The organism is Microbacterium sp. W4I20, from assembly GCF_030816505.1.
Lineage (GTDB): Bacteria > Actinomycetota > Actinomycetes > Actinomycetales > Microbacteriaceae > Microbacterium.
The window spans coordinates 1,649,476-1,666,677 of sequence record NZ_JAUSYB010000001.1; the positions used below are offsets into that span (position 1 = coordinate 1,649,476).

Here is a 17,202-nt window from a genome sequence, read left to right on the forward strand (position 1 = left end):
GCTCACTGGGTGTCTCCCTTCATGATGAGGCCGGCCTTCACGACGAAGGCGGCCATGTCCGGATCCGCGAAGACGCGGGCGTCGTCGAGCGGATTCCGCTTCCAGGCGACCAGGTCGGCGGCCATGCCCACGCGGAGCATCCCGACGGTGTCGCCGATGCCGAGGATGTCGGCGTTGACGCTGGTGGCCGACACGAGCGCCTGCATGGGCGACTCCAACTCGGCGCGCAGGCGCAGTTCCTCGCCGCGGCGGTGCTGCCCGGAACCGAGAAGGTCGGAGCCGAGCCCGATCCGTACACCGGCCTCGCGTGCGATCCGGAGAGCCTCGATCATGCGCGATCGGGTGCCGACGATGCGCTCGCGCGCCGAAGGATCGACGTCGAGCGAGCTCTCCGGGTCCAGGACCTGTTCGATCACCGCGAACGTGGGGACGAGCGCCACATCCTGCTCACGCATGAGCTGCGCGGTCGGCTCGTCGATGTCGGTGCCGTGCTCGACGCACCGCACGCCCGCCATCACGGCGTTGCGGATGCCGGCGTTGTTGTGCGCGTGCACGGTCACGTATGTGCCCCGTGCTGCGGCCTCCTCCACCGCGACCGCGATCTCCGCCGTCGTGAACTGCGTGTCGTCCAGGCGGTCATGGCCTCCGACGACACCGCCCGTGACGCACAGCTTCAGGAAGGTGGCCCCGCGGCGGAACGACTCCCGGACGTTGCGCCGCAGCTCGTCGGCATTGCCCGACATGAGCGACAGCGCGGCGAGACCGGGAATGTGGTGGGTCTCCCACAGTTCGGTCGGCTCCCACGCGGCGCCGTAGTATCCGTGTCCGCCGGTCTGACACTGCACGGGGCCGCATGACAGCACACGCGGGCCGCGCACCTTGCCCTTCGCGATGACGTCGACGACCCCTCCGTCGATGCCGCCGGTGTCGCGCACCGTGGTGAAGCCAGCGTCGAGGGTACGGCTCGCCGTGGTGAAGATGTCGGCCGCGATCTCCGCCGCCGAGAGCTGGAAACCGAACTGCGCGCGGATCGGGCTCGAGAGCCCGAAGTGCACGTGGGCGTCGATGAGACCGGGCGTCAGCAGCATGCCGTCGAGGTCGACCGTCTCAGCATCCGTCGGCGCGGTTCCGATCCGAGTGATGATGCCGTCATCGACGCAGACATCTCCCGCGAAGGGCCCGGCGCCGGATCCATCAGCGACGATGCCGCTGGCGAACCAGATCTCGGTCATGGCGCCTCCCGTCCGGAGAACAACCTTGTCCTCAACAGTGGTGAATTGGTTGTACGCTAACGTACTCAACAGTGGTGAAACTGTCAACGGAGGCAGCATGCGAGCATCGATCGGTGAGGGGAAGGCGCGCCTCCTGCAGGCGCTTTTCGACGAGTTCGGCGAGACGGGGCCCAGCCCGAACCTGTCGATGCGTCAGGTGGCCGAGCGCCTCGGCGTACACCACACGCTGCTGACGTACCACTTCGGATCCCGACCCGCGTTGCTCAGCGCCGTGCTGTCGGAGGCGCGTCGTCGCGACAACCTCGTCATCGCGGCGACCGGCGATGACCTCGGCTTCGTCGACATGCTCCGGGCCATCTGGGGCTTCTACGCCAACACCGACCACGAGGAACGCACCCGCGCGTTCTTCCATCTGATCGGCTTGGCGGTGTACGAGCGCGGCGCCTTCGACGGCTTCGTCGCCGACCTCGACGACCTCACCCATCTTCTCGAGGCGGCAGCCCTCCGCGAGGGGCTGCCGCCGTCGCAAGCCTCGCAGCAGAGCCTCATCGCCATCGCGTGCACACGCGGTCTGCTGCTGCAGCGGCTGCTGAGCCCCTCCGACGAAGTGGATGCCGCAGCCGAGCGCTTCATCGAATCGTTCGCGACGACCCGCCTCGACGATCACCGGAAGGACGGAACGGCATGACCCAGGGATACTCCCACATCGTCATCGGCGCGGGTGCCATCGGATCCGCCGCCGCGTACTGGCTGGCGCGCGCGGGTGCGGAACGCGTGCTCGTGCTCGAACAGTTCGAGCTCGGCCACGCGCTCGGATCGTCCGGCGACCACTCGCGGATCATCCGTCGGGCCTATCATCGCGACGATTACACGAAGCTCACCGATGCGATGTTCGCCGCGTGGGCCGAGGTCGAGGAGCGCTCGGGCCTGAAGGTCTACACGCAGACCGGAGGCGTCGATCTCGCGGTCGCGGACAGCTCCGGCGCGGCGGAGATCGACGACTATCGTCGGGCGATGGATGCGGTCGGCATCCCCTACGACGAACTGACGATCGACGACATCCGCGCCCAGTATCCGCAGTGGAACGTCTCGGACGACACGATCGGGATCCATCAGGCGGATGCCGGCATCCTCGACATCCGCCGATCCGTGTCGGCCCATGTGTCGCTCGCGAAGGCCGCCGGTGTCGAGTTCCGCTCCGGTGTCGTCGTGACCGGGGTGCGTGTCGACGACACCGGGGTCACCGTCTCGACCTCCGACGAATCGTTCGACGGTGCCCACCTCGTCGTCGCCGCGGGCTCCTGGCTCGGTGATCTCATGCCAGACCTTGGCCTGTCGTTCGCCCTCACCCTGAGCCAGGAGCAGGTGGGGTACTTCTCCTCGCCGCACCTCTCGGACTTCACGCCCGACCGGTTCCCGATCTGGATCCACCACAGCGATGAGGTGCACTACGGCTTCCCCGTCTACGGGGAGGCGGCGATCAAGCTCGCGCGCGACATGCGCGGCCACTTCATCTCACCCTCGGAGCGGTCGTTCGTTCCGGACGACGACGAGCCCGAGCGGCTTCGTGCCTTCCTCCGCACGCATCTACCCGGCGCCGACGGACCGCTGCTGCTGAGCAAGACGTGCGTGTACGACATGCCGGCCGACAGAGACTTCGTGCTCGACACCGTGCCCGGCCACCCTCACGTCGCCGTGTTCAACGGCGCAGGGCACGCGGGGAAGTTCGCGAGCCTGGTCGGACGGATCCTCTCCGACCTGTTGACGGTCGGCCGCACAGAGCACGACATCTCTGCCTTCAGCCTGACGCGACCGGCGATCGTCGACCCCGACTTCGTGCCGCTCTTCCGGCTCGGGGCCGGCGATGGGGCGGTCGGGGCGTCGGCCCGGGTGGAGTGATCGATAGGTCGACCTGAGAGGAGGTGTGCAAGAGTGTGACCGTGCCAGACATCGGTGCCAGGGAACCAACGATCCAGCAATTGCGCTGCTTCCTCGTACTGGCAGAAGAACTGCACTTCGGCCGCGCCGCGGAACGGCTGCACATCAGTCAGCCGCCGCTCTCGCGTCACATCCAGAGCCTCGAGAGCGCGGTCGGCGTCAGGCTGCTCGACCGCGCCGGCCGCCGCGTGGACCTCACCCCCGCCGGCGAGGTGTTCCGAAGAGAATGCGAGCAGGTACTGCGGCGGCTCGACCGCGGAGTGCGCATGGCACGACAGGTCGCAAGCGGACAAGCCGGAGACCTCGTGATCGGATACGTCGAGCCCGTCGGCATCGATCTTCTTCCGCGAGTGCTCGGCGACTTCCGCGTTCTCCACCCCGACCACAATCTCAGGCTCGTCGAGATGCACACCCTCGCTCAGGTCGAGGCGCTATCGGACGGGCGGATCGACTGCGCGCTCCTGCGGACCACGACGAGTTCCTCCGCCGATCTCGAGTTCGACACGGTGTGGAAGGACGAACTCGTCATCGCACTCTCGGAGCGCCACGCCCTGGCTCGGGCAGACGTCGATCGGCTGCCTCTGAGCGAGCTCATGGACGAACCGCTGGTCGTCTACGAGAACTCCCTCGGGGTCGGCATGCTCACCGCGACGCTGGCCGCCTGTTCGGACGCGGGCTTCAGTCCGACGATCGCGCACACCGCAAGCAGCACGCCGATGCTGCTGTCCCTCGTCGCCGGCGGCGAAGGCGTGGCACTCGTCTCGAGCGAGATCGCCAAGGTTCCCCGACCGGGCATCGTGTTCCGGACCATAGATGGCCCCCGCGTCACTTCGGATGTGCTGATGGGATGGCGGCGCAACGAGTACTCGCCCGCCCTCGCGGATCTCCGCCAACTGCTGCGGACGAAGAGCCTGCGTCGATGATGCCGTGAAGGGTATCGAAGTCGCCACATCCGACATCGATACGGCTATCGGGCTGCCATAGCGTGAGAAGTCACGAAGCACATCGTGACATCTGCAAGGAGGCAGTACATGAACCGGGACGATGTCCAGTGGCGAGGTTACTTCTCGGCACTTCCGACACCTTTCACGCAGCAGGGTTCCCTGGACGTCACAGCCGTGCAGGAGACCACCGAGCTCTTCATCGGTCAGGGCGTGCACGGCCTGCTCGTCAACGGCAGCACCGGAGAGTGGACCGCCCAGACGGTCGATGAACGCCGGCACGTCGCCGAACTGGTGATCGCTGCGGCACGGGGCCGCGTCCCCGTGCTCGTGAGTGCGACCTCCCCCGACCTCGCCACCTCGATCGCACTCATCCGGCACGCCGAGTCCGCGGGCGCCGACTCCGTGTTGCTGACTCCTCCTCCCGGTGCGAGGCTCACCGACGCCGAGCTCGATCGGCACTACCGGACAGCATTCGGCGAGACAGGTCTCGCGAGCTGGCTGTACAACTTCCCGCAGGAGAGCAACAGCAACCTGTCGATCCCGCTGATCGAGAAGCTCGCCGAGATCGACAACGTGGTCGCGATCAAGCAGAGCACCCCGGACGACCGGGAGTTCTACGCGACGATCCGCGCAGTCGGCGACCGTCTGGTGGTGTTCGGGCACATGCTCTCGCGCGTGGGTCTCGCGTTGATCCACAGCGGCCAGGGCGGTGACGGCCACTTCGGATCCGGCATGCCGCTCGGGGCCGAGATGCCCCGATTCTTCGAACATGCCTGGCGCGGAGAGATCGATGAGGCCGGCAGGATCGCCGACCTGTACGCGCAGCTCATGAGCGCTCTTCGCAGCGGGGGAGACGACTACAACTGGCGGTACGGCGGGATGCAGGCGGCACTGAAGGCGGTCATGAACCTTCAGGGTCAGCCGGGGGGCTACCCCCGCGAGCCGAAGCTGCCGATCACCGACTACGACGCCCTCGAAGCCATCGCCACAGCCCTCCGCGAGGTGGGCATCGACCTCAAGGACCAGCGTGCGCCCCATGCCTGAGCTCATCCACCCCCTCGACGCGTACCGGGCCCAGGCCCAGCAGCGAATGGACCCCGCAGCGTGGGCATACCTCAACGGCGGCGCCGTGGATGAGTTGTCGGTCCAGCGCAACACCGACCTCTTCCGCGAGATCCGGCTCGTGCCCCGCGTGGGTGTCGACGTCGGACATCTCCTGACGTCGCAGCAGATGTTCGGCATCGATGTCGCGTTCCCTCTCCTGCTCGCCCCGACCGCCCTGCAGCGCCTGTTCTCGGATGCCGGCGAACAGGGCACCGTGGAGGGAGCCAGGTCGACGGACACCGTCACGGTGATCAGCATGGAATCCAGCGTCGCCACTCGCGAGCTGGCGGAATCGGCCGGGCCGTTCCTTCAGCACCTCTACATCCAGCGCGACCGGAAGCTGACCGAGGATCTCGTCCGCATGGCGGAGGAGACCGGCGCGCGGGGGATCGTGGTCACCCTCGACAACCCGGTCCCCGGCATCCGGTATCGACAGGACGCCGGGATGACGGCACTCCCCGCTGGCATCGGTCGCGCGAACCTCGAATCCGGTGGAGTACCCACGCTCACCGGTGGGTACCTCGACCCCACCGTGACCTGGGCGGATATCGAATGGCTCGTCTCGCTCACCGATCTGCCCGTGATCGGAAAGGGGATCCTGCACCCGGATGATGCCGATCGCGCCGTCCGGGCGGGTGTCGGCGGAGTCATCGTCTCGAATCATGGCGGACGCAACATCGACACCGTCGCACACCCGATGGAATGCGTCCGCGCCGTCACGGAATCCGTCGCGGGCCGCGTTCCCGTTCTTCTCGACGGAGGCATCCGCCGGGGAACCGACATCCTCAAGGCCCTGGCCCTCGGCGCCGACGCGGTGCTGATCGGCCGGCCGTATGTCTGGGGACTGGCGGCAGCGGGCGCAGCGGGCGTCGCCGACGTCATCCGCATTCTGCAGGACGAGTTCCACGCCGCCATGGCGATGTGCGGAGCCGCCACCCTCGCCGACATCACCCCCGCCCTCATCCTCGGAAGCGACCAGTGATCATGGACCGTCAGATCGTCACCACCACCGAAGCCCCCGCCATCGGCGCGCAGTTCGCACTCAGCCAGGGAATGCGCATCGGCCCGTTTCTGCAGACCTCCGGCCAGGTCGGTCAGGACCCGACGACCGGAGAGGTCGTTTCCGGCGGCTTCGCCGACCAGGTGCAGCAGACTCTCGTCAACGTCACGGCGATCCTCCGTGCCGGCGGCGCCTCTCTCCGGGACGTCCTCATGATGCGGGTGTACGTCCGCGAGGCGAGAGACCTCCCCGAGATGAACCGCGTCTACAGCGAGTTCGTCGGTGCCACCAAGCCGCCCCGCACGACGATCGTGACAGGACTCCCCGGGCCCTTCCTCGTCGAGATCGACGCCCTCGCCGTCGTCAACCAGGCCTAGAAAGGAAACACATCATGAACACGATGAAGACAATGCTCGGCAGCGTCGCCGCGGCAACGCTGGTCCTCGCACTCTCCGCGTGCGGGTCCTCTGCCCCCGGCGATGAGGACATCTCGCAGCCCCTGAAGATCGGGGTCATCAACAACTTCCCGCCGTTCGAGTATGTCGAGGACGGTGAGCTCACGGGCTTCGACGTGGAGCTGGTGAATGCCATCCTCGACGAGGAGGACCTCGAGGGCGAGTGGGTGGTCATGGGGTTCGACGGACTGATCCCCGCACTGCAGTCAGGACAGATCGACCTCGCCGTGTCCGACATCTCGGTCAACGAGGAGCGCAAGGCCGTCGTCGACTTCAGCGACCCCTATTACAACGACGGCCAAGCCATCGCCGTGAAGGCGGGGAGTGACATCGAGTCCTTCGACGATCTCGCGGGGAAGACCATCGTGTCGACCCAGGGCACGAGCGGCAACGTCGCGGCGCAGAAGGTGGCCGAGGAATACGGGGCCACCGTCCAGACGCTCGCGTCGAGTGACGCGCTCTACCTCGCGGTGACGTCCGGTCAGGCCGATGCCCTGGTGATCGACACCTCGGCGATCCAGTACCGGATCGCTACCGACGGCGAGACGCCCAGCATCCAGATGCTCGATGAGCCCATCGAATCGGCTCCGACGGCGATCGCCATCCCTCGCGGCAACGAAGCGCTCGTGGAGCGCCTGAACTCCGGACTGAAGAAGATCCAGGAGAATGGCACCTACGACGAGCTCCGCGCGAAGTACCTGCCTGAGGACTGAACTTCCGAGCGGGATGCGGTGCGCGGCCTCGCCGTCATCGCACCGCATCCCGCCTCTCAACGACGAGGAAAACATGCCCGAGTTCTTGCACGTCATGATCGACGCCCTCCCCGTGCTGCTGGAGGGCCTGGGGCTCACCGTCTACCTGGCGGTCGTGTCGCTCGCGCTCGCCACCGTGATCGGCCTGATCAGCGGCCTCATGACCCTCTCTCACCGCATGTGGCTCTACGGGCCCGCGCGCTTCTACGTGAATCTCATCCGCGGCACTCCGCTCCTCGTGCAGATCCTCTTCATCTACTTCGGACTTCCCGCCGTGATGAACGTGAAGCTCTCCCCCATGGTCGCCGGCGTCATCGCGATCAGCTTCCACATCGGCGCGTATGTGTCGGAGGTCTTCCGCGCCGGTATCGAGTCGGTCGACAAGGGGCAGACCGAGGCGGGTCGATCCCTCGGGATGACCCACACCCAGACCATGCGGAAGATCATCATCCCGCAGGCTGTCCGCAGCATGATCCCGCCCATGATGAATCAGTTCATCATGGGCGTGAAGGACACTTCCCTCCTGGCCGTGATCGGCGTCGCAGAGCTCACTCAGCGCGGCCAGAGCATCTACGCGGTCAACTATCGAGCCTTCGAGATCCTGACTCTCGTCGCGCTCATCTACTTCATCCTCACCTACACCCTTTACCGGCTCTCGCGAGTCGTCGAGAGAAAGTTCGGGGCCATGCGATGAGCGCCATGATCCAGGCACGTGACCTGCGCAAGTCGTTCGGAGAGAACGAGGTCATCCGCGGCGTCGACCTCGACGTCGAGCAGTCCACCGTCAAATGCATCATCGGCCCCTCCGGCTCAGGAAAGAGCACGGTACTGCGATGCCTCAATCTGCTCGAAGTGCCCACTTCCGGTTCGATCGCCATCGAAGGCGAGGACATCCTCGCGAAGAATGCGAACGTCAACCGGATTCGGCAGCGGATGGGGATGGTCTTCCAGCGCTTCAACCTCTTCCCCCATCTCACGGTCGCCGACAACGTCGCCATCGCGCCCGTCATGGTCGCCGGGATCAGCAGAGATGAGGCTCGCGAGAGGACCCGTCTGCTCCTCGACCAGGTCGGTCTCGCGGACAAGACCGATGCCTACCCGTCCAGCCTCTCCGGCGGTCAGCAACAGCGCGTCGCGATCGCCCGCGCCCTGGCCATGCAGCCCCACGTCATGCTGTTCGATGAGCCGACGAGCGCCCTGGACCCCGAGATGGTGAGAGAGGTGCTCGACGTCATGAAGGAACTCGTCGTGTCGGGCATGACCATGGTCGTGGTCACCCACGAGATGGGCTTCGCCCGCGAGGTCGCGGATGAGGTGATCTTCTTCGAGCAGGGGAGGATCGTCGAATCGGCGCCGCCCAGTCAACTGTTCGACCACCCGGCGGAGGAGCGGACCCGGAGTTTCCTATCGAAGGTCCTGCACTGAAGAACGCCCCGGCCGCGACAGCATCTCGTCGAGCGCGTTCGCGACGACCGTCGAGATGCTGTTGCGATAGCCGTCGTGCGAGAGCGATCCGAGGAAGCAGATCGACCCGACGCTGAAGACCGCTCCCCCACCCGGCTTCTCGAGCCAGGTCATATCGGATCGGACCTCGGGGCACTGCGTGCCGCCGAGGCCGGCGCGGGAAGCCATGACGTCTTCCCCGGCGAGGAGGTAGAAGTCGCTGTGTCCGGTCGACGTCGCGAGCACGACCGTCTCCTCGGGGCTGCCCCGACCGACGTCGAACCGATCGATCTCGTCGCCCGACGAGCCGTCCATGATGAGTCCGAAGGTGCCGATCACCTCTTCGTCCACGCCGTCGAAGATGAGGGCGCAGCTCTCCGGCAGATCGGGATTGCGCCGATACCCCGGCGCCTTCGAGTCCCATCCCTGCGCGGTCATCCCGATCCCGGTGAGCCGGTTGGGCCAGCGCCCGCGCTGACGCCACATGCCGCCGGGCTCGCCGGTCGTGCTGTGGAACCCCTCGCCCGGCGCCCCTTCGGACGGCCGGGTGCCGACGGGACCGCGGCGCACCTCGATGAGGTGCGGACGCTCGCGATCCTGACTCGTGACCCAGTAGAAGCCGTTGCCACCCAGATACATGAGCGATCCGCCGCTGTCGAGGTGCGTGTCGAGGGCGTCGAGCATCCGTCCGCTGACGTACTCGGGATGACTGCCGGTGAGCACGACGTCGTAGTCGGCGAGCAGCGCCGCCCCGTCGCGGTTGAGGTCGTGATCGGTGATCACGTCGAAGGGATACCCCTTCTCGGTGAGCCAGTCGATCAGGTAGAGGTCCGCGCTCAGGTGACGTGGCGCGTTCTGCAGCCACGCGCGGTAGTCGGGCCGGAGGTTCGGGATGGGCCGCAGGTGCGTGGAGTACGCGCAGGTGCTGCCGTCGGAGTGCACGTCGTAGAGACTGAGTCCCCACTCGGGGTGCTCGGCGAGCTCGAGATCGCGATGCCCCGGATGGATCGCATGATCGCTCATCTGGTCGCCCTCGAAGTCGAGGCGGGTCACCATCCGCTCATTGGCGTACGCGATGTAGGTGAAGGTGGGCAGGAGCACCGCCGTGCGCGCCCGACGAGCCCCGTCGCCCGGCCGGACCACGAACGGCACATGGTCCACAGCGCCGTCGGCACGCAGCTCGAACGCGTACACGCCGGAGGCGAGCCCCTCGGGAACCGCGACCCTCAGGCTCGGCGCCCACCCCGCGTCGTCCAGGTCGTCGTCGTGGAAGTGGATCGCGGCGTACTGCTCCGGCGCCTGGGTGAAGTCGACCTCCTCGTGGCGCCAGGCGTGCCCGGTCGACGCCCGCGCCGGTGAACCGACCACGATTCCGTCGCGCTCGTATCCGCTGACGTCGACGGCCACGGCGCTGCCCTGATCGAGCTCGAAGCGCCACTCGGCGACCGGCACGCGGGAACCGTCGTCTGACCGGCGGCGGATCTGCGGATGCTCGAGCTTGCCGTTGAACACGCGGTCGGGGATCCACTGCCGGCCCTCCCGGCGGCAGTGGACGGCTCCGATCACGGCCGACGTCACGAGGGCATCCGGGGTCGTCGGCCCCTCGGTTTCCACGCTCACGCCCTCGCCGCGGCGGCTCGTCGGCGTGCAGCGCAGCACGACAGGCCGCCCCGCCGATGCTTCGACGTGCACGCGGTACCAGCCGTCCTTCTGCCAGTCCACGGCGAGCACGGCGAGCGTTTCATCGTCTGCACCGCGCAGTGCCAGCCGTCCCTGCGCATCGATCACGATCGCCAGCACGCCCACCCCGTCTGGGCCGAGCAGGGCGACGATCCCCTGCTCGCGCCCGGACGAGGGTGACGTGGGCTGCATGAGCACCGACACCTCGAGCCCGCCGAGCCGATGGCTCCCCAGGGAGGGGACGACCACGCATGAACCGAGGTGCACGTCCTGCAGCCCGCCCGGCACCGTCTGCGAGGAGAACTCCGGCACGGGAAGGATCTTCCGACCCGGTCCCGCCGGGTTGTCGTCCCCGTGCTGCAGGCGCACCAGGTCGACCTCGACGCGCTCGGCGGACGCGCTGATCATGAGTTCGATGCCCTCACCGGACGCCGCCGACAGGGTGTTGAGATATCCGGTGAGGGTCATCCGCTGTTCCTTCCGTGCCGGGGCGGCGTCAGTTGCACTCGGTCTTGTACCAGAGGGCCTCGCCCTCCGGGGTGTCGACGTCCTCGCTGGTGAGGATCTCGACGGGCGCATCCACGGTCTTCGAGACCTCGTCGCCGCGGAGCTGTGCGGCGATCTGCTCGATCGCCAGCTCTCCCATCGCGAACGGCTGCTGCGCGACCGTGGCCTGCAGCACACCCTCCTGCAGCAGTTCGACGTTGGCCGCGCCGGCATCCCAGCTGACCATCTTCACGTCGCCCACCACGTCGGCGTTGCGGAGCGCCACGGCGGCTCCCGTCGAGTTGAGGTAGTTGGTCGTGTAGATCGCCTTCAGGTCCGGGTACTTCACGAGGGTCGATGCGGCATTCGCCTGGATGATGTCGGCGGAGATCTCGGGGTAGGAGATCGAGACCACCTCGATGTCGGGGTACTCCTTCAGCGCGTCCTCGAAGCCTTTGATGCGCGCCTGGGTGATCGGGTTCGTGGCGAGAGAGCCGATCGCCGCGATCTGCCCCTCCCCGCCGATCAGATCGGCGAGGTACGTCGTGATCTCCTTGGCGCCCTCGTAGTGGTTCGAGGCGATGAAGGAGTCGTAGAGTTCGTCGTCCTCGAGCTGGGCGTCGACGTCGATCACGGTGACGCCGTCGCCGCGCGCGGACTGCACCGGGATGCCGCCGGCGACCGGATCCGCCGGCGTGTAGATGAGGGCGTCCGGCGCACTCGTGAGCACGTTCTGCACGATGGTGGTCAACTGCGCCTGGTTCTGGTTCTGCGGGGCCTGGAGCTCGCCGACATCCATGCCGAGCTTCTTACCGGCCGCTTGGGCGCCGCACGCCACCTGCACGTAGTACGGATCACCCGACTGCGGACCGGCGATGGCGATCGTCGCGCCGGCCACCGGGTCGTCTCCGTCGCCTCCCCCGCCGCCCTCGGGAGCGGAGCCGGAGCACGCGGCGAGCGGCACCAGCAGGAGCGCGGTGGCGGCCGCGGCCAGAACGATTCGGCGGGAAGAGGGCGCAGTGAAGGCAGAGCTGTTCATGGAGACTCCTGTGTCGGGTGAGGGGTGCTGCGGGTGAAGGATGCTGCGGATAGGAGAACGTGTGCGCTCAGCTGGGCGCCGAGCTCGATCGCTTGAGGCTGCGGATGCGGCGCAGTCGGTCGAGGTAGAGAGCGCCGACGAGCACGGCCCCGGTGACGACCTGCTGCCAGAAGCTCTGAAGGCCGGCGATCACGAGACCACTGGCGAGCACGACCGGGATCGCGTTGCCGAGCGCGGTGCCGGCGATCGTGCCGACGCCGCCGAACAGGCTCGCGCCGCCGAGGATCGCGGCGGTCGCCGCGGTCAGCGCGTCGAGCGAGTGGCCCGAGATGTTCGTCGTGCCGTAGATCGAGAGCGACAGCCAACCGGCGAGACCGGCGAGCAGCCCCGAGAGGCCGTAGATGACGGCGAGGTGACGTCGTACCGGGATGCCGGCGCGCACGGCCGCCTCCTTGTTCGAGCCGATCGCGTAGGTGTGCCGGCCGAACACCGTGGAGTGCAGCGCGATCGCGGCGATGACGGCCACGAGGGCGGCGATCACCACGACCCACGGCACGCCGAGGATGCGCCCGACGCCGAACTGCGACATCGAGACCGGCATCCCGCTGAGGTCCTGTCCCCCGGTCGCGACCTGCGCGAGACCCAGCGCCGCACCGAACATGCCGAGCGTGACGATGATCGGGTTGAGCTCGGCATAGGCGACGAGCAGTCCGTTGATCCAGCCGAGGCCGAGGCCGCAGACGACGGCGACGGCGAGGCCGATGAGGGCCGTCGTCCAGCCGTCTCCGCCCACCTCCCGCATGACGATCATGCTGATGACGCCGGAGAAGACCAGCACGGATCCGACCGAGAGGTCGAATCCGGCCGTGATGATCACGTAGGTCACGCCCACGGCGAGGATCAGCATGATGGAGCCGGCGAGGAACATGTTGCGCACGTTCGCGGGCGACAGGAACGGCTGCCCGTTGACGATCGCGAACACCACGACCAGCAGGATGAGTGCGCACGTGACGACGAAGAGCGGATGCTGCCACGCGCGCTCCATGCGCTGTCGCCAGGTGAGGGGTTCGGGGGCGAGGACGGGTGCGCCCAGCGTGTCGAGAGAGGTCATCGTGTTCCTCCGGCGGTGTCGGTGGAGTCGGGATCCGGCAGGGCGGTGCCGCCGGTCATGGTGGAGACGAGCAGTTCGAGCGAAGCCTCGGCCCGCGTGTAGCTCGCGACGCGCTGCCCCAGGCGCAGCACCTCGACGCGGTCGGCGACGGCCAGCACGTCCGACATGTTGTGGCTGATGAGCACGACCGCGAGGCCGCGATCGGCGACGCGCTTGACCATGTCGAGCACGCCCTTGGTCTGCACGACGCCGAGCGCGGCGGTCGGCTCGTCGAGCAGCACGACGGTGCGTGCCCAGCTCACCGCCCGCGCGACGGCCACGCCCTGGCGCTGCCCGCCGGACATGTCGCTCACGGAGCCGCGCCGAGGGTCGGCGGTCACGCCGAGCTGCGCGAACTCGCGCTGCGCGACCGCCGCCATCGACTTGTTGTCGAGGAAACCGAGGGCACCCAGCGGTCCCTTGCGCCGCGTCTCCCGCCCGAGGAACATGTTCGCGACCGGCCCCATGTCGGGGGCGAGTGCGAGATCTTGCCAGACGGTCTCGATGCCCGCCGCCTGAGCGTCGGTCGGCTGGTGGGCGCGGAACGGCTCGCCTCCGACGAAGACCTCGCCGTCGTCGGGCGCGAGAGCGCCGGACAGCACCTTCACGAGCGTCGACTTGCCGGCGCCGTTGTCGCCGATCAGCGCGGTCACCTCGCCGGCGCGGCAGTCGAAGTCGGCGCCGCGGAGCGCCTGGACGTGCCCGTACGAGACGCGGATGCCGCGCGTGCTCAGTGCGGTGTCGGTCGGACGCGACGAGGTCGTCGCTCCGCCGGTGGTGCGGGAGGTCTCGGAATCCATTCGGATGCCTTCCTTCGGGTAGCGGGGGCGGGGGAATTCAGATGGCGGTGTAGCCGCCGTCGATGGTGACCTGCTGGGCCGTCATGTAGCTCGAGACGTCGGACGCCAGGAAGACCACGAGGCCGGCGACGTCTTCCGGCGTGGCCATGCGGCCCTGCGGGATGAGCGCCACCCATTCGGCCTCGAGCTCGGGCTGGCGCTCGATGATCTGCCGCGTCAGGTCGGTGAGCACGTAGCCCGGCGCGATCGAGTTCACGCGGATCCCGGACGAGGCCCACTCGACGGCGAGCGACTTGGCGAGGTGCGCGACGGCGGCCTTCGACGAGTTGTACGACGCCGCCCACTGCGGCACGTTGACGATCGAGCCCGACATCGACGAGATGAGCACGGCGCTGCCGGTCTGCCCGGCTTCGAGCAGGGTGCGGCCGAAGGCCTGCGCCGAGAAGAACGTGCCGGTCAGGTTGACGTCGATGACCTTGCGCCAGTTGCTGGCCGTGACGTCGATGGAGTCCTCGTTGATCTCGATGCCCGCGGCGGTGAGGAGCACCCGGGGAACACCGAGGCGCTCGGTGACGAGAGCGAAGGCCGCGGCCGTGGCATCCTGATCCGTCACGTCGAGGCGATGGCCGAGCGCGCGCACTCCGAACTCCTCGGCGAGGGATGCCGCGGTCTCCTCCACCGTGTCCAGCAGGTCGAAGAGTGCGATGTCCACGCCCTCTTCGGCGAGCGCGCGGGCGACGGCGAGGCCGATTCCGCGGCCGCCTCCGGTGACGACGGCGATGCGTCCGGCGAGGTCGATCTTCATGGTGTTCTCCTTGGGTCTTGGTTCTGGGGGTTCCGGTTCGGGAACCGGATGTCGAGGGGTGGGTCGGGTGCGGTCAGGCGCCGATGAGGGCGCGCAGACGGGCGGCGGTCTGCGGCAGGGTGGTCGCCGAGTCGCCGCTGGTCGAGCATTCGAGGTTGATCGCACCCCGGTAGTCGATGTCGCGGAGCGCGCCGAAAATCCCGTCCCAATCGAGCGCACCGTGTCCCGGGAGCAGCCGGTTGTTGTCGCCGAGGTGCACGTGACGCACCTGGTCACCCGCAGCGCGGAGAGCGTCGGGGATGCTCGATTCCTCGATCGACATGTGGAACGTGTCGGGCAGCAGACCCGCGTTCGGGTGCGCCACGCGCGTGACGACGGCAAGGTTGTCGGCCACCGAGTTGAGATAGCGGCTCTCGTAGCGGTTGAGCGGTTCGAGCAGGATCGCGGCATCGGAGCCCGCGACCCGGTCGAGCAGCTCGCGGTAGAACGCCGTGAACTCCTCGTCCTGCGCCGGGGTGAGCTGCTGGTACGGCTCGAACAGCGGCATCGGATCCTGCGGACCGTACTCGAACTCGATCTCGGTCACGAGTCCGAGCTCCGCGCACACGTCGGCCGCCTCGCGGTACATGTCGCGGCACTGCGCCCGCAGGTCGGCATCCTCCGACATCGCGTGACCGTAGATGTCACCCGTGAGCACGAACTCGACCGGACGCACACCGGTGCGCGACTCGAGCGCGACGAGCTCGGCGTGCACCTCGCGATTCCACTCCTCACGCGGCTGGAACACGGCGATCGCGTCATAGCCCCAGTCGCGCAGCAGTTCCGCCTGGGCGGTCAGCGAGTCTCCGGGGATCATCGGGGTGGAACAGCAGAGGATCATCTTCCTTCTCCTTCAGGGTGGGTCTGTGTGCGCGCTCCGCCGTACAGGCGCGAGAGGGCGTCATCGAATCGGTCGTACCGCGCGTGCGTCGTCGGTGCGGTTCGGGGGTGGTAGACGTGCGCGTCCGGCACGGGGAGGCGGGCGGTGTCGTCGATCGAGGAGAGCTCGCCCGCGGCCACCAGGGCGAGGATCGCGGCGCCCCGGCAGGCGGCCTCCTGCTCGGCCGGGACGCGCACGTCGATGCCGCAGACGTCGGCCTTCAGCTGATTCCAGAATCGGGATGCCGTGCCGCCGCCCGCGGTGACGATCTCGCGCACCGGCTCGCCGGCATCCCGGATCGCATCGATGTTGCGACGCAGCAGGTGGGCGACGCCCTCCATCACGGCGTACGCGAGATCGATGCGATCGTGCCGCAGCTGCAGGTCGACGAAGGCGCCGCGCGCGTCGGCGTTGAAGTCGGGAGGGTTGACTCCGGTCAGGTACGGCAGGAAGAGCGGGGCGTCACGGTGATCCCGCTCCTGCAGCTCGCGCTCCAGCAGGTCGTACGACAGGCCGCCGGCGATGCCCTCGCGGAACCATTCGAGGGCGACACCGCCGCTGTCGGCGCAGCTGAACAGCACGGTCTCGCCCGGTCGGAGCCCGGGGTGGAACGACAGCACGGAGGCGGGATCGAACGTCCAGTCCGCGGCGACCAGCGAGAGGGCGAGCACCGTGCCGGCCGATGCGCTGACTGCACCGGGACCGTAAGAGGAGGTGCCGAGCATGGCGCAGAAGTGGTCGAGAGCACCCGCGTTCACGACGTAGGACTCCGCCGGCGGGAGCGTCGCGGCGACATCCGGTACGACCGGTCCCACGATCGTGCCGGCCGGGACCACTTCGGGAAGCGTCTCGGGGCGCACGCCGCAGAACTCGAGCATCTCGGGCCAGTACCGGCGACCGGGAACGTCGTACAGGTACGTGAATCCGCGCGTTGTCTCTTCGCCGACCGCGCGGCCGGTCAGCCGGAGCAGGATGTAGTCCTTGATCATCAGCACGTGATGGGCTGCGGCGAGGATCTCGGGGCGGTGCGCGCGGAGCCAGCGCAGCTTCGTCGCAGGCCACGTCGGCACCGCCTCGGTCTCTCCGGTGACGGCGAAGGCCTCGGTGGCACCGAACCTCTCGGTGATCTCTGCGGCCTCGGCGGCGGACCGCTCGTCCATCCAGGAGATGCCCGGCGCGAGCGCGCGCCCCTCGGCATCCGCGAGCACGAGCGACTCGGCCTGGCCGGTGAGCACGATGTGCGCGGCCGCATCGGGGGCAGCATCCGCGGCCGCCGCGCAGGAGCGGATCAGCTCGAGCACGGCTGCGAGCACCGCGTCGGCATCGAACTCCACGATCGCCCCGTCGCGGCGGTACCGCATCGGGGCGGTCGTCGCAGCGAGCTGACGGGCGTGCTCGTCGAACAGGACGACCTTGAGGTTCGTCGTGCCGAGATCGACCGCGTAGACGAGCATC

The 17,202-nt window shown here is 68.1% G+C and carries 17 protein-coding genes; 9 read left to right on the top strand and 8 right to left on the bottom strand.

What is annotated here, in order from left to right:
* Nucleotides 1-2: 2 nt before the first annotated feature.
* Nucleotides 3-1,232, bottom strand: a complete 1,230-nt coding sequence (locus QFZ21_RS08090; RefSeq protein ID WP_307376455.1) for an amidohydrolase family protein — start codon at nt 1,230-1,232, stop codon at nt 3-5.
* A 97-nt stretch (nt 1,233-1,329) separates the two neighbouring features.
* Here QFZ21_RS08090 and QFZ21_RS08095 point away from each other — a divergent pair, with 97 nt between their 5' ends.
* The 9 genes from QFZ21_RS08095 to QFZ21_RS08135 all read left to right on the top strand — a co-directional run bounded on the left by QFZ21_RS08095 (nt 1,330) and on the right by QFZ21_RS08135 (nt 8,850).
* The gene (locus QFZ21_RS08095) at nt 1,330-1,920 is read left to right on the top strand and encodes a TetR/AcrR family transcriptional regulator (protein WP_307376457.1); all 591 of its coding nucleotides are present in this window, start codon (nt 1,330-1,332) and stop codon (nt 1,918-1,920) included.
* A complete protein-coding gene (gene solA / locus QFZ21_RS08100; protein WP_307376459.1) occupies nt 1,917-3,131 on the top strand; it encodes an N-methyl-L-tryptophan oxidase in 1,215 nt (404 codons plus the stop codon). The genes QFZ21_RS08095 and solA overlap by 4 nt, the downstream gene beginning before the upstream one ends.
* Nucleotides 3,132-3,172: 41 nt before the next feature.
* Nucleotides 3,173-4,093 (top strand): LysR family transcriptional regulator, encoded by a 921-nt coding sequence (locus QFZ21_RS08105; protein ID WP_307376460.1) that lies wholly within the window; start codon nt 3,173-3,175, stop codon nt 4,091-4,093.
* Between the two features lie 108 nt (nt 4,094-4,201).
* Nucleotides 4,202-5,158 (top strand): dihydrodipicolinate synthase family protein, encoded by a 957-nt coding sequence (locus tag QFZ21_RS08110; protein WP_307376462.1) that lies wholly within the window; start codon nt 4,202-4,204, stop codon nt 5,156-5,158.
* Nucleotides 5,151-6,200 (top strand): alpha-hydroxy acid oxidase, encoded by a 1,050-nt coding sequence (locus QFZ21_RS08115; protein WP_307376465.1) that lies wholly within the window; start codon nt 5,151-5,153, stop codon nt 6,198-6,200. Before QFZ21_RS08110 ends, QFZ21_RS08115 begins: the two co-directional genes overlap by 8 nt.
* A gap of 2 nt (nt 6,201-6,202) precedes the next feature.
* Nucleotides 6,203-6,595, top strand: a complete 393-nt coding sequence (locus QFZ21_RS08120) for a RidA family protein (RefSeq protein ID WP_307376467.1) — start codon at nt 6,203-6,205, stop codon at nt 6,593-6,595.
* 14 nt (nt 6,596-6,609) lie between these two features.
* Nucleotides 6,610-7,386, top strand: coding sequence for a transporter substrate-binding domain-containing protein (locus QFZ21_RS08125; RefSeq protein WP_307376469.1), 777 nt, complete (start codon nt 6,610-6,612; stop codon nt 7,384-7,386).
* Nucleotides 7,387-7,459: 73 nt separating this feature from the next.
* The gene (locus QFZ21_RS08130; RefSeq protein ID WP_307376471.1) at nt 7,460-8,119 is read left to right on the top strand and encodes an amino acid ABC transporter permease; all 660 of its coding nucleotides are present in this window, start codon (nt 7,460-7,462) and stop codon (nt 8,117-8,119) included.
* A gap of 5 nt (nt 8,120-8,124) precedes the next feature.
* Nucleotides 8,125-8,850 carry an amino acid ABC transporter ATP-binding protein gene (locus QFZ21_RS08135; RefSeq protein ID WP_307376473.1) on the top strand — a complete coding sequence of 242 codons (726 nt, stop codon included), beginning with the start codon at nt 8,125-8,127 and terminating at the stop codon, nt 8,848-8,850.
* On the opposite strand, the gene QFZ21_RS08140 is transcribed toward QFZ21_RS08135, so the two are convergent.
* From QFZ21_RS08140 to QFZ21_RS08170, 7 genes are all read right to left on the bottom strand, one after another.
* The gene (locus tag QFZ21_RS08140; protein ID WP_307376475.1) at nt 8,830-11,016 is read right to left on the bottom strand and encodes a N,N-dimethylformamidase beta subunit family domain-containing protein; all 2,187 of its coding nucleotides are present in this window, start codon (nt 11,014-11,016) and stop codon (nt 8,830-8,832) included. The two genes, QFZ21_RS08135 and QFZ21_RS08140, sit on opposite strands and share 21 nt — an antisense overlap.
* 28 nt (nt 11,017-11,044) lie before the next feature.
* The gene (locus QFZ21_RS08145; RefSeq protein ID WP_307376477.1) at nt 11,045-12,073 is read right to left on the bottom strand and encodes a substrate-binding domain-containing protein; all 1,029 of its coding nucleotides are present in this window, start codon (nt 12,071-12,073) and stop codon (nt 11,045-11,047) included.
* Between the two features lie 67 nt (nt 12,074-12,140).
* Nucleotides 12,141-13,184: an ABC transporter permease gene (locus tag QFZ21_RS08150; RefSeq protein WP_307376480.1), complete on the bottom strand. Its 1,044-nt coding sequence runs from the start codon at nt 13,182-13,184 to the stop codon at nt 12,141-12,143.
* Nucleotides 13,181-14,023 carry an ATP-binding cassette domain-containing protein gene (locus QFZ21_RS08155; RefSeq protein ID WP_307376482.1) on the bottom strand — a complete coding sequence of 281 codons (843 nt, stop codon included), beginning with the start codon at nt 14,021-14,023 and terminating at the stop codon, nt 13,181-13,183. Before QFZ21_RS08155 ends, QFZ21_RS08150 begins: the two co-directional genes overlap by 4 nt.
* A 37-nt stretch (nt 14,024-14,060) precedes the next feature.
* Nucleotides 14,061-14,828 (bottom strand): SDR family oxidoreductase, encoded by a 768-nt coding sequence (locus QFZ21_RS08160; protein WP_307376485.1) that lies wholly within the window; start codon nt 14,826-14,828, stop codon nt 14,061-14,063.
* A 73-nt stretch (nt 14,829-14,901) separates the two neighbouring features.
* Nucleotides 14,902-15,708, bottom strand: a complete 807-nt coding sequence (locus tag QFZ21_RS08165; protein ID WP_307376489.1) for a sugar phosphate isomerase/epimerase family protein — start codon at nt 15,706-15,708, stop codon at nt 14,902-14,904.
* Complete coding sequence (locus QFZ21_RS08170) at nt 15,705-17,201, bottom strand: L-fuculokinase (protein WP_307381261.1); 1,497 nt, start codon at nt 17,199-17,201, stop codon at nt 15,705-15,707. The genes QFZ21_RS08165 and QFZ21_RS08170 overlap by 4 nt, the downstream gene beginning before the upstream one ends.
* Nucleotide 17,202 lies beyond the last annotated feature (1 nt).

Bases quoted from the DNA above. Each gene is read 5' to 3' on its own strand.
- QFZ21_RS08090 (WP_307376455.1), bottom strand. From the start codon at position 1,232: ATGACCGAGATCTGGTTCGCCAGCGGCATCGTCGCTGATGGATCCGGC.
- QFZ21_RS08095 (WP_307376457.1), top strand. From the start codon at position 1,330: ATGCGAGCATCGATCGGTGAGGGGAAGGCGCGCCTCCTGCAGGCGCTT.
- solA (WP_307376459.1), top strand. From the start codon at position 1,917: ATGACCCAGGGATACTCCCACATCGTCATCGGCGCGGGTGCCATCGGA.
- QFZ21_RS08110 (WP_307376462.1), top strand. From the start codon at position 4,202: ATGAACCGGGACGATGTCCAGTGGCGAGGTTACTTCTCGGCACTTCCG.
- QFZ21_RS08115 (WP_307376465.1), top strand. From the start codon at position 5,151: ATGCCTGAGCTCATCCACCCCCTCGACGCGTACCGGGCCCAGGCCCAG.
- QFZ21_RS08120 (WP_307376467.1), top strand. From the start codon at position 6,203: ATGGACCGTCAGATCGTCACCACCACCGAAGCCCCCGCCATCGGCGCG.
- QFZ21_RS08125 (WP_307376469.1), top strand. From the start codon at position 6,610: ATGAACACGATGAAGACAATGCTCGGCAGCGTCGCCGCGGCAACGCTG.
- QFZ21_RS08130 (WP_307376471.1), top strand. From the start codon at position 7,460: ATGCCCGAGTTCTTGCACGTCATGATCGACGCCCTCCCCGTGCTGCTG.
- QFZ21_RS08135 (WP_307376473.1), top strand. From the start codon at position 8,125: ATGATCCAGGCACGTGACCTGCGCAAGTCGTTCGGAGAGAACGAGGTC.
- QFZ21_RS08140 (WP_307376475.1), bottom strand. From the start codon at position 11,016: ATGACCCTCACCGGATATCTCAACACCCTGTCGGCGGCGTCCGGTGAG.
- QFZ21_RS08145 (WP_307376477.1), bottom strand. From the start codon at position 12,073: ATGAACAGCTCTGCCTTCACTGCGCCCTCTTCCCGCCGAATCGTTCTG.
- QFZ21_RS08150 (WP_307376480.1), bottom strand. From the start codon at position 13,184: ATGACCTCTCTCGACACGCTGGGCGCACCCGTCCTCGCCCCCGAACCC.
- QFZ21_RS08155 (WP_307376482.1), bottom strand. From the start codon at position 14,023: ATGGATTCCGAGACCTCCCGCACCACCGGCGGAGCGACGACCTCGTCG.
- QFZ21_RS08160 (WP_307376485.1), bottom strand. From the start codon at position 14,828: ATGAAGATCGACCTCGCCGGACGCATCGCCGTCGTCACCGGAGGCGGC.
- QFZ21_RS08165 (WP_307376489.1), bottom strand. From the start codon at position 15,708: ATGATCCTCTGCTGTTCCACCCCGATGATCCCCGGAGACTCGCTGACC.
- QFZ21_RS08170 (WP_307381261.1), bottom strand. From the start codon at position 17,201: ATGCTCGTCTACGCGGTCGATCTCGGCACGACGAACCTCAAGGTCGTC.